A 15,855-nucleotide genomic window follows, 5' to 3' on the forward strand; every position below is an offset into this window, starting at 1 on the left:
CACGCTTTGTCAGTTCGCGGCCGACTGAACCTGAACGCGGTGTTCAGTTGCTTCCGGTTCCGCAACCACAACCGACACCGTCAGGATGCCCTTGTCATAGGTGGCTTCGATGTTGTTTTCGTCAGCGCACGCCGGCAGCGACACGGTGCGAACGAATGAGCCGTAGGAGAATTCCGATCGTCCGTCGAAGTCTTTCTTCTCGGTGCGTTCGGCCTTGATGCTCAATTGTCCGTCGCGCACCGTGATGTCGATGTCCTTCGCCGGGTCGACACCCGGGATCTCGGCGCGCACGATGTAACGGCCGTCCTTCATTTGGTCCTCCAGCCGCATCAGACGGGTGTCGAAGATGGGGCGCAATCCGGCCATCGCGGGGAAGCCTGCGAACAGTTCTGACAGGTCCGGGAAGATCGATGCGGGGTGATGCCGAGTGGCAAGAGTGCTCATCTCTGTCTCCTAGATTGAGAGAATTACCAGTGATGTTCATTCGACCAACCGGTCGAAATCCCGGAAAGGGGCTGAAGTCCCAAAGGAGATGGGTAGTTGGTCAGCGCCCTTGCTGTAGGCGTTCGCGTCGACCGGCATCTCGGCTCACGCGACCCGCGGGAGGCCGATTCCACCGCCGAAACGGCCATAGGGCCACTGACGATGATGAACGCTTGATCCCGATTCAGCTGGGGCCGCTCGGCGATCTTGCGACGAGGATGCCTACTTGCTTCCGTGTTTGACACTGACACCGTTCCACTTCCCCTCGGCGTATCAGCGACCGGGCCGCCTGAACCCGACGACAAGTAAGGACAAGTCGCTGTCACGCGAGCTTCAGCGCCGGGAGCGCCGAGCAGTTGCTCGATCGCCGCGGTCTGGGCGGCACCGACTACGACCAACTGGATGGCTTCGGCATGCGCAGCGAGATAGTCGACAGGAGAAGCCTGCAGATGGACGGTGTCGATTTCGACCTCGGGATAGCTGTCCGTGCAACGTTTCATGTGCGAGTCACCGGAATGCGGATGGGTGATGTCAGTACCCGCAACGGCACGCGACGATGGCGTGCCTCGTGGATCGACAGCCACCGAACAGTGGCCGGATCGTGCCAGTTCTTCCGCGGTCGACCCCAACCAGGCGTTCGGGTGCATCGCCGCCCCGGTGTCTCCGATGAACAACAACGTTGTGGACCGCGAAGCAGCGATGAGCGCCGCCACCGGAGCGCCGTCGACAAGTTCCGTTTCCACCTTGACCGGCTCGCCCATCTGTTCAACCGCGTGGTAGGCGTCGCGGACGACTTGCTCTGCCGCAACCACCGCCATCCGCGCTTCATCCGGACTGACATTGACGGCCGGTTTGGTGACATGGAGCAGACGCAGCGGAATGTCGGTGCCGGCGACCTTCGTCTACCGCCCACCGGGCAGCGCGAATTGCGGCCGCCGACCCGTCCACACCGACGACGACGGACTTCGGTGGATACCGATCAAACATGAGAACTCCTGGCTTCAGTGGCATTAGGAACGTATTCAGGACGCTACGGAGTGCGTCCCAGCCAGAGCAGAGGCATTGGTCCTCACCTGTGGATACGTTCGGCGGAGAGGGAACCGCAAACTAAAGGGACTTCGTGCTCCACCCCCGGACCGAACGAGTTGAGCGGATTGCGCATACAGCTGCCCGCGATTGGCGGCTAGCTATGAGATCTGCTGTGTCACAGCACTATTCGTTTCAGGACGGCGGGAAGGGCAGGAGAGACATTGGCTAAAGCATTACCTCAAAGTGAAGTCCTAACCGAAGTAAACCTTCGACCCCCCCGGTTCGATGCCGACTCTGATCAAGACCTGCGGTACCGCAGCGGGTCGACTCACGAGGTCACGGATCATGTCCCGACTGGCTTCTAACTCCGTGACGTGCGTGACGGGGCACGTGGCCAATCCGGCCATCGTGCACTCCAGCAGGATCGCCGACAGCGCCTCGCCGCAGTTGAGGGCATCGACACGCGCGTCGCCGGCGGTGGACAACATGAGAATCTTCGCTTGGTCATACGTGCCCGCAGAACTCCGCTCGTTCGACGGATCGATCGGGAAGCGGCGGTTCACGTCGACCCTGCGGTCATCTGACTGCGACGCCAGTGCGCTTTCCGGTATCCCTTCCGATCCTGCCAACCGGACTGTCCACCAACGTAGTTCGGCGTGATACAGGTCGTCATAACGACGCAAGGCTTCGGTGAGTCGTGCCGCCTCGGCTAGTCGCGGACGCACAGCGTCGGGCAACACATCCATAACGACCAGGTCGTTGTCGAACGCGCTACGCAGCACGGGTTCGAACGACGCCCAGTGCTTCGGCGCGCGGAACGGTAGCCGGTTGGTACGGCGACGCAGTATTGCGTTCGCACGGGCTCGCCGAGCCGGTGCCACGTAGTCAACGGGCGCAAAATCGACGGTCACCAGGTGGTCGAGATTGTTCGGGTTGGGAAACTGATCGACATTCGTGGCCCACCTGGCGGCGGCCATCGCAATCCGGAAGTGATCGAGCGCAGCACCGCAGCTAATGATCGCTTCGCGACCGGACTTGTCGGCCGAACTCAAGATTTGTTGTCGATCGGGGAATTAGGTCGACGGTGATGCCGTCGGTAATCCAGCGCCAAGGCTGGGAGTTGTGTAGCGATGGGGCGTGACGCGCAAGGTCGACTGCCGTCGTGATCGCTTTCGTGTCGGCCAGCGTTTCGGCCATCGTCGCCACCCTTCATCCGATATGGCTAAGACCCTCGTACACGCGTACGGCTGGCGCCAGAGTCCTTGGTCCCCGACACTAGGCCATTGGACCTCCGGGAGGCCCGCACGGTAGCCCAACGTCCTCGTCCCCCAGGGACATACGACCCTAGGCGTTGCGTCCGTTCGGGACTTTTGCCCCTACCGCGGCCAGTGTCCAGACGATCAGATACTCGCCATGGGTATTCCGCTATCGGCTCACTTGGCAACGGACTTTGAACGCGCGGTCGAGAGAACCCGAGAAGCCCTTGCCCAACAGGGCTTTAGCGTACTCACTGAAACCGACGTCACCACGGCGCTCAAGACCAAGCTCGGCATCGAGATGGAAGACTATCTGATCCTTGCTGCGTGCAGCCCGGAGCTGGCATACCGAGCGATCGATATCGATCGCGAGATTGGATTGCTGCTCCCCTGCAACGTCTTGGTGCGCGCCGACTTGGCCGAGCCGGGCATGACCATCGTCGACGCAATGGATCCCTGCCTTTCGGTCGTGGTAACCGGGGAGCCCGCGCTCAAGGCGATCGTCGACGAGATCACTGCCAAGCTGGGTGCCGCGATCGCCTCGCTGAATTCTCATTCCGGTTGATTGCCTCCAGGCGCGCGACCGAGCGAATACGCGCGGGGGATGCGGCCTGGCATCGACGGCACCGCCAAGGTGCGCTGCACGGGCGCGCTTGGCGTCAGTGAATCGTCCGGCCTCCGTCTTCCTGCAAGCAGCTGATCTTGCGATCCCACTGCGCACTGCGAATCCGATTCAGGCGGGCACGCACGTTCAGCACGAGCAACGCCACCCCGAATCCCATCACCAGCAGTGTCCCGAGAGCCGCGGCGGATGCGTCTGCCACTGCGTGCCACACCGGGGTCGGCCGGGCTACATGGTCGCCTTTGCGGTCGACCCAAACTTCAACGCGATCGCCCACGCCGACCCCCGCGTAGGGCAGTTCGAATACACCGGTGCGCTCGGCGTTAGCGATAGGCCACTTCGCTTGCACGACAGTGATACCCGAGCCGGCCTCGGCGGTTTCGGTAATCGTCGGCTGTATCGCGTGACGCTCCTGCGCCTCTTGGACGTAGAGCCGATCGCGCACGCTATAGGTCACGCCACCTGCTACGCCGGCGAAGGGAATCGCCAAGAGCAACACAACGAATGCGATCAGCAGGGCCAGGGCTTCGATGCGGTCGGTGCGCCGCAGCAACGGATTGCGCCCGAAGATGCGAGCGATTCGCCAGCAGCGCGGGTCCAATGTGTAGGTCTCCATCACAACTCTCCTGAGCGCTAGCGTGTCCGATATCAGCAGCTACTCGGTGATGTTTGTTCGCGGTCGGACATCCACTCGACGAAATCGGCTAGTTCGCGCCGCGGTGTCGATGGCAGCGGGTCTGCGTTGATCGGCGCCCAGCCCACCCGTAACAGCATTTGCGGGTAGTTGCTGCTGCCGAAAATCTCGGATCGCACCGCCGCGCGTGTTTCGGCGATCTCAAGTGGTTCGGTGACCGGGCAACTCGCCAAACCCATCGCCGCGGCGGTGAGGAGGACCGCGCTGGTGGCCTCGCCGCCACGCAGCTGGGCCATGCGGTCGTCGGCACGTGTTCCCAGCGCAAGAACCACGGCGTTATCTTCAGCGGCTGACGAATCAGGGGGCTCGGCAAGCACGGGACCGGCAAAGTACTGGCCCGGTAGCGGGGCGTCACGGTCGGATTTTGGCGTGTTGCGCGCCGGAACGCCGGCTACTGAGCCGTACCGGCCGCTCCAGGCGGTGAGTTCGGCGAGATATTCGTGGTTCATGTGATCCCACACGCCACACGGACTGCGTCACGATTTCGCGCAGCTTGTCGGTGTCTTCGACTTGGCAAAGCGTCACACCATGGCGCGCCGAACGCGCCGCCATCAGCGCGATGTCGCCCACGGGTACCGGCCAGGAGCTGTAGTGCCGGCGGTCGGTTCGCCGCCGTGGTATCGCCGCGGCAAGTGCGATGTCTGAGGCGTCAGCCGTGTGGCGTGAAAGTTCCAGTGCAGCAAGGTGGTTCGGATCGCCCGGGTTGGGCAAGCGGGATACTTTGGCATGCCATCCGACCGCCGCAAACGCGGCGACGCAGTGATTCAGCGCCGCGCCGCAACTCAAGATCAAGTCGCGTCCGTCCGGGTCGGTATTGGGCAATTGCCGCTCCGCATCGCAGTAAAGATGCAGGATCTGCGTACCCACCAGCCAGCGCCATGGCTGCGTGTTGTGGACCGAGGGGGCTCGAGATGCCAAAGCCAGGACCGTGCGAATCGTGCCCGCATCGGGAAAGCGCGCGTTCATGGCAGTTCGTCCCTTTCTAAAACTTCTGATGTCGAGGTTTCCGGGTTTGCCGCCGTTACGCGAGGGGACGACGACCTCAGTCCGAGGGACCTTTGTGCCACCCTTTGATTCGCGGGGGGTGCTTCCTAGCTTGAGGCGCTAGGCGGCGACAACAGTCACTTCGATAGACAACTGGTTGCCGACGGCGTAGGCCGCGGCCCAGTCGCCGACGCACACCGCTCGTGCGAGGTCCTCAGCCAGCGGGCTGGAGGCACCCAGCTCTCGGAGCCACGCCGAGACTATGGATGCGATCTCATTGCCGTGCACACGAGCGGTGCGGCCGCCGTGTAAACGATCCGTAATGCTGTACATCGTCGCACCACGCGAGGAGTGTTTTGCGAACCTCATGGCAGCCTCCTAGAACAACCTTGAAACCGATTCGACCACTTGGCCGATTCAGCCAGTAGAGGCAAACGAAACCGGTCAGCAGTACTTCCGGCGCATCCGCGAGCATTGCCGAAGTCCCGGTTGGAGAGTCCTTCGTCACCGCACTCGTCGGGCCGAAGGACCCGAGATGACTGCATTCAGCAAAGTCATCAGGCGCGCGCAGATGTCGATCACCTTGTCGAACAGTGCTTTTCGGAACTACCCGCCTCGCCTTCGGCTAGCACGAAATAGTTCTCTTCTTCTTGCACGAAATGCAGCCGCAGCAGAGTGCGGCCCATAGAGGCACGCCAGCAAGTCATCGACTTGACTCGATTTAATCGCCCCTTCCGCTTTCGCCATGGCCAGATGCGTGCCGACGCGGTCCGAAAGTCTCCGGATTTCGGCATGCGTCCGGCTCATTGTCGGGGTCGCTTCCCTGCCTAGGGGCTGGGCTAGGGCGGGGTAAAGCTGTGTTTCCTCGGCTAGTTCGTGGGGCAGAAGCCGACTACTCAGTACGGCATAAGCCTGCCGGCACCGAAGACCTGCTGCAACGCTTCTCTGCCGAGCACGACCAACTCCGCGACGCCATCGGATTGCTGCGCGACAGCGCGGATCGCGCTTTGGACAGCGATCCGCCGCGGCCCACGGTGATGGTCGGTGATGGAGTCCAATGACGCCCCAGCCTTAGCTGGCGCGACCGTCGGTGTTGCGATGGGTGCCCGTTCGCTTTCGGCGCGCACAGCGGCATACTTGTCGGCAGGCGTCTGTTCGGCGAGAACCGCGTCCAGTCCCAAGTCAGTAGCGATCTCGCGCGTCGGCTCGAGTCGGTCGCCAGTGAGCAGGATCAAGCGATCCAGCCCCACCTCACGCAATCGCCGAACGGTTACGTGGCGCCTCGCGGCGGAGCGGACTCGCAAAAACACGGCACCGATCGCCCGATTTTCGGTGCAGACCCATGCGATGGCGGACCCGTCAAGACGGGCGCGGTTGAGCACCGTTCGTGCCCACGCGTCGATCGCGGCGTTGGTGGGCAGTTTGCCGACCGAAACCCGACGCCCGTCGACGGTGGCGGTGACGCTCACCCCCGGATCTTCGGACACCTCGGTGGGCAGCGACAACTGCAGGCCACGGCTGAGGGCCTCGGTGACACTGGCCTCGCCCATTACGTGCGGAGAAAATTGGTCTACCGAAGCGGCCAGTCGCAGTACCGAAGCCGTATCACTGCCCGGGCCAGCTACCACGTCGAGGACCGTCGGCTGTCCCGTAGTCAGGGTTCCGGTCTTGTCCATTACCAACGTTTTTGCGCGACCGAGATTTTCCAGGACGCCACCACCGCGGATGACCACGTCCTCGCGGGAGGCCCGCGACAAACCGGAAACGATCGCTGCCGGAGCTGCCAACAGCAAGGGACACGGTGTCGCCACCACCAGCACCGCCACAGCCCGCACAGCTGATCCGCTCAGTAACCAAGCAAGCCCCGCCAGCGATAGCGCCAGCGGAAGAAACCATGTCGCGTAGCGGTCGGCCAACCGCACCAGCAGCGCGCTTTCCGCAGCCTGCTGCGCCAATCGCACAATGCCCGCATAGGTGCTCTGGTCAGCCGGCGCAGTCGCCCGCAGCTCGAAAGGGCTGCCGGCGTTGAGCACGCCGCTGCGGACCGGCTCGCCGAGGCGGCGTTCGACGTGCAGCGATTCTCCCGTCAGAGCGGACTCGTCGAGCACCGCCACCACGTCGGCAACCCGCCCGTCGACCGGCACCACCTCACCGGGGCCGACGACCAGCACATCACCGATGCCGACATCAGCCAATGGAATCACGCTCACCAGCGATCCGAGTCGCCGGCGCGCGGATCGCGGGGCACGCTCGAGCAGGTAACGCAAATCGTGTTCCGCGCGTCGCCCGGCCGCCGCATCCAGCGCTCGCCCGCTCGCCAGCACCACTGCAATCAATGCGCCGGCCAAGTACTCGCCCACCAGGACACTGCCGACCAGAGACAACAGCGCAATAATGTCGACGCCACCGCGCTTGCGGCGCAATCCGGCGACGACCCATGCCGATGCCGGCACGATGGCGACGACGGTACCCGCGATCCAGCAACCGCCGGCCAAGTGCCGCCAACCAGCCAGCCAGGCGCCTCCCCCGGCCACCAAGAAGCCCAAGGTAACACCCGTCAAGATTGGTTCGACAGACGAGCGCGGCCCAAGAAATGAAACGGCCCGCAGAACAGGCACCCATGACGATCCCTCCGGCCACAACTAGTTCGGGCTAAGTTGAACAGGCGCAGTCGTTGTCGGTAAGTGCCGTAATGCCGTCAGTCCTGGGTCTTTGGACCCGTAGCGGCGTGCGACTCACCCGCAGCTGGCTGGCCGCGCGCCGCGAATAGCGCTGCCACCGAGGTGGACGCGATCGTCACCAGGGCGCCGAACATCAACGCCGACGATTCGCCCGCGGCCAGCAGGTGTTCTTCGGTCCCGATCGTGGCCGCGGCCACGGGGACCCCAAGCTGCGCTGCCGACAGCACGGCAAGCGTCAGCGGCTGACCGAGCAGCCCGCCCACACAGTGGGCGAGCAGGGCGCCCAGGCCCAGCCCTACCGCCCAACAAAATCAATTTCGGATGCGCGCCCAGATCGCGCACGCGCAGCGACGCGCCCAGCCAGACGAAGAACAGCGGACCGAAGAACCCTTCGGTGATCCCGAACAGCTGACGCGCCAGCCGTCGCGGTTCCCCGACAGCAGCGATCACCAGTCCCAGCGCGAAGCCGGCCAACATGATCGACACGTGGGTGCTGAGCGCAAGTGCCGCCAGCGCGAACAAAACGAACAAATTGGTCCGCAGCTCCAACGCAAGCTTGTGTTTCTCGGAATACTCGTGGGCGCGTTGACGCCAGCCTTGCCGATCAAGCACGAGCAGCACCGCGAACAGTAGGCCCGCGCAGCTAGCGATCGCGACTGCCCCGAAGGTTGCCTTCGGCGCCCTACGCAGGTCAATCGCCTAGGGCAGCAGCACAATACACGCGCCGTCAGCGATCGCGATCTGCGCTGTCAGGGAAAGGACCGGCGGACGGAGATCATCGGCCGGTGCATGGTGTCGATGGAGCTGTTCGGGGTGGTGTCGCGGCCCTCGACGACCTGGAAACCGTTGCGGCACTGAAACGTTCACTGTAGCCGCGCTCAGCGGTCGATCCAGCCCATTTGCGCTTCGGCGTGGTGGCCGCCGACGGCCGGGGTGAGTTGGTCGAGCCGGGCCAGCTGCTCGGCCGAGAGTTTGACGCCGTCAGTGCCGACGTTCTCCTCAAGGCGGGCAACCTTTTTGGTTCCCGGGATCGGTGCGATGTCGGACCCCTTGGCCAGCAGCCAGGCCAGCGCGACCTGGGCCGGGGTGGCGCCGACGTCGGTGCTGATCTCGCGCAGCTCGTCGGCGCTGCGTAGGTTGTGGCCGAAGTTCTCGTCGAAAAAGCGCGGATTGGTCTTGCGGTAGTCGTCGTCGGGCAGTTCCGCGTTGGATCGTATTGCGCCGGTGAGAAAGCCACGGCCCAGCGGTGAGTACGGGACGAAACCGATGCCCAGTTCGCGCAGCACCGCCAAGATCCCGTCTTCGGGATCGCGGGTCCACAACGAGTATTCCGATTGCACGGCCGCGATTGGCTGCACCGCATGCGCGCGGCGGATGGTGTTCACGCCGACTTCGGACAGACCGATGTGCCGTATCTTGCCGGCGGCAACCAACTCGGCCAACGCGCCGACGGTGTCCTCGATCGGGGTGCCGCGATCGAGACGGTGTTGGTAGTAGAGGTCAATGTAGTCGGTCGCCAACCTCTTCAGCGATCCGTCCACCGCGAGACGGACGTTGGCGGGGCTGCTGTCGAGGCCGTTGCGTCCGGTGTGCGAGATCAGGCCGAACATGGTGGCCAGCACCACGCGGTCACGCCGCCCCCGCAGGGCACGCGCCAACAGCTCCTCGTTGACGTACGGGCCGTACACCTCGGCGGTGTCGATCAGGGTGACCCCGAGATCGATCGCGCGGTGCACGGTGCGGATGGATTCGGTGTCGTCGAAGCCCCCGATCGAGTAGGCTGCGGACATACCCATCGCGCCCAAGCCGATACGGCCGACCCGCAAGTCGCCGAGCTGAGCCTATTTCATCGCACGTTCTCCTGTCGTATGCCGGTACCGTGGCGCTGTGTACCGCGTCGAGCTTCCCGCGATCTGATGGACCACGCAAACACCGCGCGTCCGGTCCGCAATCTGGCGGTGGATTACTACCGCGTCTCGGGTGTGATCCTGATCGTGCTGGGCCATTGGCTGGCCGGATCCGTGACCTATCACGACGGGCAATTCGGACGGCAGAATCCGCTCGTCGACATGCCCTGGACACAGTGGTTGACGTGGCCGTTCCAGGCGGTCCCGGTGTTCTTCCTGGTGGCAGGTTACGCGGGCGCCGTGTCCTGGACGCATCACCGCGAGAGCGGCGGGACGTCGCGCCAGGCCTGGCTTCGGCGCCGGCTCGCCCGGGTGCTGGGGCCGACCGCGGTGTACATCGCGCTGGTGTCGGCGGTCGTGGTCGCCGCGGCGGCATACGGTGTCGGCGGTTCACTGCTCGAATACGCGGACTGGGCGGTGGCGATGCACCTGTGGTTCCTCGCCGTCTACGTGCTAGTGGTGTCGCTGATGCCGATTGCGGTTGCCGCACACCGGCGTTGGGGGCTATGGGTGCCGGCGACGCTGGCCGTTGCGGTCACGCTGGTGGACACCGTCTTGACGAAAGGCCCCTTACATGACCTCGGCTGGCTGAACTATTTGCTGTGTTGGGGAACGCTGTATCAGCTCGGAATCGCTTGGCGCGGCGGGCTGCTCGCGGGCCGCAGGCCGGTGCTGCTGGCCGCCGTCTCGGGGACCGCGCTGGCACTACTGATCTGGCAGGCCGACTATCCGGTCAGCATGATCGGTATTCCCGGTGAAGCCGTGCAGAACACGTCGCCACCGACGGTGGCGATGCTGGCCTTCGGCTGCGCGCAGGCCGGAATCGCGATGGCGGCCGGGCCCGCGCTCAATCGCATCCTGCGCGCGGGCGCGATTCGGCGCGTGCTCGCCGTCGGCGACGACAACGTGATGGCCCTGTACTTGTGGCACATGATTCCTGTCGTGATCGTGGCGCTGGTCGGCTACCCGGCCGGCTTGTTGATGCAACCGGCGGAAGGCACGGCCGCATGGTGGCTGGGCCGGCTGGAGTGGGTTGCCATCCTCGGCCTGGTCACCGCGATCGAGCTGGTGACGCTGTGGTGGGGACGACGGGTGTTCGCGGCTCCTCTTCCGCTGCTTGGCATTCCGCTGCCCCAGCGGTGGGCCGAACCGGTCATGCTGCTGGGCGCGGTGATGGCGGCCTACGGACTGCACTCCGTCGCCGCCGTCGGCTTCGCTCCGGACGGGCGGCTGTCCTGGCCGACCACCGTGGTCTTCGCCGTCGGGGTGCTACTGGTGGCTCTTCGGCCCAGGCAGGTCAGCCCGCGACCCGCCGACCCCGCGCCTATGACCGAATGAACTCCAGCACGTCCGCATTGACGATATCGGCTTGTGTGGTGATCATGCCGTGCGGAAAGCCGCTGTAGGTCTTCAAGATTCCGTTGGGCAACAGCTTCGCCGACAGCGGACCGGCAACCTCGTAGGGGACGATCTGGTCGTCCTTGCTGTGCATCACCAAAACCGGCACCGTGATCCTCTTGAGGTCTTCCGGGAAATCGGTCTGAGAGAAGGCGACGATCCCGTCGTAGTGCGCCTTGGCGTCACCCGTCATGCCCTGCGTCGAAGACTTCCTTGGGTACAGCGCTCGAGGAAGAACAACATCTGCGGGTCCCAGTCGTCGGACGACAGTGGCCAGCCGTGACTGAACACGATGGGCTGCCCCGTTCCCCAGTCCTTGTAGTGGATCTCGACGCCGTCACGTTTGACGACCACGGCCATGGCCAACCCCCTCGTCCGGGACTTGTGCGGATAACCGACTATGGCACGACGAATCCCGATCGCACAGGGTCGCCCGGTTACGTCTGGGCGAACGCGTCGGGCAGTGGACGCTCGCAGACCGCGCGAGCCTCGTCGGCACTGAGCCCGAACAGGCGCAGCACGTTTTCGGTGACGATGTCGGCGGCGCGCGCGTCGTCGCGTCCCGGGTCGTCGCGCAGCAGCTTTCCCAGCCCCAGCAGCGCACCCCCGGCCATCGCCAGAGCGAGTTCCGGATCCTCCACGGCGAACCTGCCCGCGTCGACACCGGCCTTGATATCGCGCAGCGCGCGGGGAGCCAGGCCGCGTTCGGACGACAGCAATGCCGGCCCGTGCGCCAGCAAAATCTCGCTCTCCTGCGGTCGCCGGCGAAACAGCCGTCCGGTCAGCCGGAAACTGGCCGCGAACGTTTCGGCCGGATCCGCGATCGATTCGGTCATCCGGTCCAGCATCCCCCCGTGGGCGTCGAGCACGTCGGCGACCGCGGCCTCGAACAGCTGTTCCTTGCTGTCGAAGTGGTTGTAGAAGGAACCCATCCCGACGTCGGCTGCCTGGGTTATCTCCAGCACCGGCACGTTGAGTTTTCCCTCGGCGATCAACCGCTGCGCGGCCTTGATCAGCGCCGCCCGGGTGCGCTGCTTGCGCCGCTGTAGGCGGTTGGGCTCGGGCATCACGGTCATTCCACCGAGTATGCATCACTTGTGAGGATTTCGTCAGTGACCTTGACTGAGCGTTAGCTCGTATGTGACGATTTCGTCAGTTATGTCTTCTCAATCCAGCCGGCGGGACCTGCACAGCGAGCGGGGTGCGCGCCCGGGCGAACACCCGGGCCGGTCTCCCGTGTATCACCTATCAGGCGTAAGTACAGTAAGCCAATCTAAGGAAACTCAGGCGAACGCGCGGTAACTGCCGAGTAAATTGACGGCTCGGAAAATCGCGCTGAGATGAATCAGTCGACGTGAATCGGTGGGCCGGCCGGTCTGCCCGCCGCGCGCCGGCGGCGGTGACGACCGAAGTCCGGCCCGGCGTGGTCCGTGGAATCTTCCGCGTCGCCTTTGTCGTCGTCGTCGTCGGAGTCCTCGTCGTCATCCAGATCCTCGTCGTCGAGGTCCTCGTCAACCGAGTCCTCCTCGTCGACGTCGTCGGTGTCCTGATCGGTCTCGTCGTCCTCGAAGGCGTCGGAGTCCACGTCCGCCAGCTCGGCCGACGCCACCTCCGTGGTCTGCTCGTCGATCTCGGTGGCGACATCCTCACCGGCCTCGTCGGCCTCGCCGTTGTCGCGGGTGGCCATCGCCTTGAACATCGGATGTTCGCCCGGCGCGTGCACGGGCACCTTGGCCACGGCCAGCGTGTCGGAGGACTCTTCGGATCGGTTCTTCTTCGACCGCTTGCCGCGCCGGCCACCCGACTCGGACTTGCGTCCCGCCGTCTGGGCCGAGTCGACCGGGCCGGCATGCAGCAGGATGCCGCGGCCGCCGCAGTTCGGGCACGACGTCGAAAACGCCTCGATCAGACCGGTTCCCAGCCGCTTGCGGGTCAATTGCACCAGGCCCAGCGATGTCACCTCGGACACCTGGTGCCGGGTGCGGTCCCGGGCCAGCGACTCGGTGAGCCGGCGCAACACCAGGTCGCGGTTGGACTCGAGCACCATGTCGATGAAGTCGATGACCACGATGCCGCCGATGTCACGCAGCCGCAGCTGACGCACGATCTCCTCGGCCGCCTCGAGGTTGTTCTTGGTGACGGTCTGCTCGAGGTTGCCCCCCGAGCCGGTGAACTTGCCGGTGTTGACGTCGACCACCGTCATCGCCTCGGTCCGGTCGATGACCAGCGTGCCGCCCGACGGCAGCCACACCTTGCGCTCCATCGCCTTGACTAGTTGCTCGTCGATGCGATGCACCGCGAACACGTCGGGGTCGGGCTGACCGTCCGGTCCGGGCGGCGCGTCGTATTTCGTCAGCTTCGAAACCAGGTCCGGTGCAACGGAATTCACATAATTGTTGATCGTGTTCCAGGCCTCGTCGCCGGAGACGATCAGGCCGGCGAAGTCCTCGTTGAACAGGTCGCGGATGACCTTGACCAACACGTCGGGCTCTTCGTAGAGCGCAACCGCCGCGCCGGCGGCCTTCTCCTTGATCTCGCCCACCTTGGCCTCGATCTGTTCCCAGCGTTCCTGCAGCCGGGCGACGTCGGTGCGGATGTCTTCCTCTTTGACACCCTCGGACGCGGTGCGGATGATCACGCCGGCGTTCGCGGGCACCACCTCGCGCAGAATCTCCTTGAGACGCTGGCGTTCGGTGTCGGGCAGCTTGCGGCTGATCCCCGTCGATGACGCGCCCGGCACATAAACCAGGAAACGGCCGGCCAGGGAGACCTGGGTGGTCAGCCGGGCGCCCTTGTGCCCGACCGGGTCCTTACTGACCTGGACGACGACGTAATCGCCTGGCTTGAGCGCCTTTTCGATCTTGCGCTCGGCCCCGCCCAGCCCCGCGGCTTCCCAGTTGACCTCGCCGGCGTACAGCACACCGTTGCGGCCGCGGCCGATGTCGACGAAGGCCGCTTCCATCGAGGGCAGCACGTTTTGGACAATGCCGAGGTAGATGTTGCCGACGAGTGACGCCGACGCCGCCGACGTCACGAAATGCTCGACGACGATCCCGTCTTCGAGCACGGCGATCTGCGTGTAGCGGGCACCCGGGTGCGGCGGCTCGGTGCGGACCCGGTCACGCACCACCATGACCCGTTCGACGGCCTCGCGGCGCGCCAGGAATTCGGCCTCGGTCAGCACCGGCGGGCGGCGGCGTCCGGCGTCCCGCCCGTCGCGGCGGCGTTGCCGCTTGGCTTCCAGCCGCGTCGACCCGTCGATGCCCTTGATCTCGGCATTGCTCGAGCCGTTGTTGCCCCTGCCGCCGTCGTCGGAGGAGCCGCCCTTGCCGCGCGGCGCCCGCTCGTGCACGACGGTGTTAGGTGGATCGTCGGGTGACAAGCTGTCGTCGTTGTCGTCACCGGAGCCCGACTTGCGCCGACGGCGCCTGCGGCGACGCCGACTGGCGCCATCCGGCGAACCGTCGTCGGGGCCGTCGCCGTCATCGGAGTCGTCCGAGTCCTGGTCGTCGGCGTCGTCGGAGTCATCCGAATCGGCCGATTTCGAGCCCGTGCCGTCGCCGTCGTCGTCCTGGTCGGATCCGCCCTGTTCGCCGCGGCCGCGGCCACGTCCCCGCCGGCCCCGGCGCCGCCGCCGGTTGGCCGGCCGATCGGTCTGTTCTTCGTCGTCGGAATCGTCGCTATCGGTGTCGGCGCTGTCGTCCGCGCGGGTTTGCACATCGACCGCGACCGGCTGCGGCGCCACGAACAGCGGCATGTATGCCGGGCGCTCGACCGCGGCGTCGACGACCGCGCGGGGTTCGGGTTGCCCGGGTGATGCCGACTCGGCGCTGCTGAAGGCCACGAAATTCGCCGGCGGCCGGGGCGACAGCAGATCACGCACCCGGATCGCGTCCTCGTAGTCCACGCCGGAGTGTGCGCTGCAAATTCGTCCGTCCAGCGCGGTGAGCGCGTCCACCACCCGCTTGCTGGTGGTTCCCAGCGCCCGTGCCAGGGAATGGACTCTCAATCGGTCCGGCAGGTCCTCCTGAGCCGGCGCAGTTGAAGAGTCTGAAGTCTGGTCACCGTCTATCACGTATTCTCCTCAAGCCCCCGGGCGCGTCTTGTCGACGCGGCCACGCGAGGGCTTCGCTATGTGCCCGGGTCACTTCTCCCGGGCTTGTGATGGTCTTGCCCCGAGCGACTCGGCTAGAACCAACTCGGCGCCGTGCTGAATGTCGGCCTGACATGCGGCGCAACATCGCGAGCTGGCAATGGTCGCGCTTGTCTAAGTCTTCATTCGGGTGTCTGACGCCGGTCCGGCGACGTTCACCCGCTGTCAGTATCCCACATCACGCCACGGGCCCAAACGAGCCTGATCGGCCGGTCGGGTTGCTAGGGGCCTAGGCGCCGGGAAACCATAGCGCGATTTCGCGCTTGGCCGAATCGACCGAATCGGATCCGTGCACCAGATTCAGCTGCGTTTCCAACCCGAAATCGCCGCGGATCGTCCCCGGTACGGCCTTCTCCACCGGGTCGGTCCCGCCCGCGAGCTGGCGAAACGCCGCGATCGCGCGCGGGCCCTCCACGGTCGCGGCCACTACCGGGCCCGAGGTGATGAAGTCGAGCAGCGATTCGAAGAACGGTTTGCCCTCGTGCTCGGCGTAGTGCTGTGTGGCCAGCTCTTTGCTGACGCTGCGCAGCTCGAGCGCCACGATGGCGAGGCCCTTGCGCTCGATGCGGCTGATCACCTCGCCGATCAATCGGCGCTGCACCCCGTCGGGTTTGATCAGTACCAGGGTCCGTTCCGTCACGGCGGTTA

11 protein-coding genes and 5 pseudogenes are annotated in these 15,855 nt (G+C 65.1%); 2 read left to right on the top strand and 14 right to left on the bottom strand.

Annotated features, from left to right (window positions below):
* Positions 1-9 precede the first annotated feature (9 nt).
* From T428_RS0115730 to T428_RS28595, 3 genes and pseudogenes are all read right to left on the bottom strand, one after another.
* Positions 10-444: an Hsp20/alpha crystallin family protein gene (locus T428_RS0115730; protein WP_025737233.1), complete on the bottom strand. Its 435-nt coding sequence runs from the start codon at positions 442-444 to the stop codon at positions 10-12.
* 23 nt (positions 445-467) lie between these two features.
* Positions 468-1,364 (bottom strand): universal stress protein, encoded by an 897-nt coding sequence (locus T428_RS32120; protein ID WP_084298759.1) that lies wholly within the window; start codon positions 1,362-1,364, stop codon positions 468-470.
* Between the two features lie 399 nt (positions 1,365-1,763).
* Positions 1,764-2,709 (bottom strand): annotated as a pseudogene (locus tag T428_RS28595) (Acg family FMN-binding oxidoreductase).
* Positions 2,710-2,925: 216 nt separating this feature from the next.
* On the opposite strand from T428_RS28595, the gene T428_RS0115745 reads away from it, so the two are divergent.
* On the top strand, positions 2,926-3,333 hold the full coding sequence (locus T428_RS0115745; protein WP_025737235.1) for a DUF302 domain-containing protein: 408 nt from the start codon (positions 2,926-2,928) through the stop codon (positions 3,331-3,333).
* A 94-nt stretch (positions 3,334-3,427) separates the two neighbouring features.
* Here the strand turns inward: T428_RS0115745 and T428_RS0115750 are convergent, their stop codons facing one another.
* The 7 genes and pseudogenes from T428_RS0115750 to T428_RS28615 form a co-directional block, all read right to left on the bottom strand.
* On the bottom strand, positions 3,428-4,006 hold the full coding sequence (locus T428_RS0115750) for an Rv1733c family protein (RefSeq protein WP_025737236.1): 579 nt from the start codon (positions 4,004-4,006) through the stop codon (positions 3,428-3,430).
* A gap of 32 nt (positions 4,007-4,038) precedes the next feature.
* Positions 4,039-5,050 (bottom strand): annotated as a pseudogene (locus tag T428_RS28600) (Acg family FMN-binding oxidoreductase).
* Between the two features lie 138 nt (positions 5,051-5,188).
* Positions 5,189-5,437 (bottom strand): hypothetical protein, encoded by a 249-nt coding sequence (locus T428_RS0115760; protein WP_025737237.1) that lies wholly within the window; start codon positions 5,435-5,437, stop codon positions 5,189-5,191.
* A 390-nt stretch (positions 5,438-5,827) separates the two neighbouring features.
* Positions 5,828-6,049 (bottom strand): annotated as a pseudogene (locus T428_RS36135) (hemerythrin domain-containing protein); the annotation flags it as partial.
* Complete coding sequence (locus T428_RS28605; RefSeq protein WP_425412042.1) at positions 5,965-7,686, bottom strand: HAD-IC family P-type ATPase; 1,722 nt, start codon at positions 7,684-7,686, stop codon at positions 5,965-5,967. The gene T428_RS28605 and the pseudogene T428_RS36135, both read right to left, overlap by 85 nt.
* Before the next feature lie 80 nt (positions 7,687-7,766).
* Positions 7,767-8,517, bottom strand: a pseudogene (locus tag T428_RS28610) (cation:proton antiporter domain-containing protein); the annotation flags it as partial.
* A 110-nt stretch (positions 8,518-8,627) separates the two neighbouring features.
* Complete coding sequence (locus T428_RS28615; RefSeq protein WP_281173875.1) at positions 8,628-9,575, bottom strand: aldo/keto reductase; 948 nt, start codon at positions 9,573-9,575, stop codon at positions 8,628-8,630.
* 90 nt (positions 9,576-9,665) lie between these two features.
* Here T428_RS28615 and T428_RS0115785 point away from each other — a divergent pair, with 90 nt between their 5' ends.
* Positions 9,666-10,994, top strand: coding sequence for an acyltransferase family protein (locus T428_RS0115785; protein WP_025737240.1), 1,329 nt, complete (start codon positions 9,666-9,668; stop codon positions 10,992-10,994).
* On the opposite strand, the pseudogene T428_RS32130 reads toward T428_RS0115785, so the two are convergent.
* The 4 genes and pseudogenes from T428_RS32130 to ndk all read right to left on the bottom strand — a co-directional run bounded on the left by T428_RS32130 (position 10,981) and on the right by ndk (position 15,847).
* A pseudogene (locus tag T428_RS32130) lies at positions 10,981-11,414 on the bottom strand (alpha/beta fold hydrolase). The gene T428_RS0115785 and the pseudogene T428_RS32130 overlap by 14 nt on opposite strands.
* Before the next feature lie 77 nt (positions 11,415-11,491).
* Complete coding sequence (locus T428_RS0115800; protein ID WP_025737242.1) at positions 11,492-12,130, bottom strand: TetR/AcrR family transcriptional regulator; 639 nt, start codon at positions 12,128-12,130, stop codon at positions 11,492-11,494.
* Between the two features lie 269 nt (positions 12,131-12,399).
* Positions 12,400-15,129: a ribonuclease E gene (gene rne, locus T428_RS0115805; protein WP_025737243.1), complete on the bottom strand. Its 2,730-nt coding sequence runs from the start codon at positions 15,127-15,129 to the stop codon at positions 12,400-12,402.
* Positions 15,130-15,436: 307 nt separating this feature from the next.
* Positions 15,437-15,847 carry a nucleoside-diphosphate kinase gene (gene ndk, locus T428_RS0115810; protein WP_025737244.1) on the bottom strand — a complete coding sequence of 137 codons (411 nt, stop codon included), beginning with the start codon at positions 15,845-15,847 and terminating at the stop codon, positions 15,437-15,439.
* Positions 15,848-15,855 lie beyond the last annotated feature (8 nt).

The organism is Mycobacterium genavense ATCC 51234, from assembly GCF_000526915.1.
Classification (GTDB): Bacteria; Actinomycetota; Actinomycetes; order Mycobacteriales; family Mycobacteriaceae; genus Mycobacterium; species Mycobacterium genavense.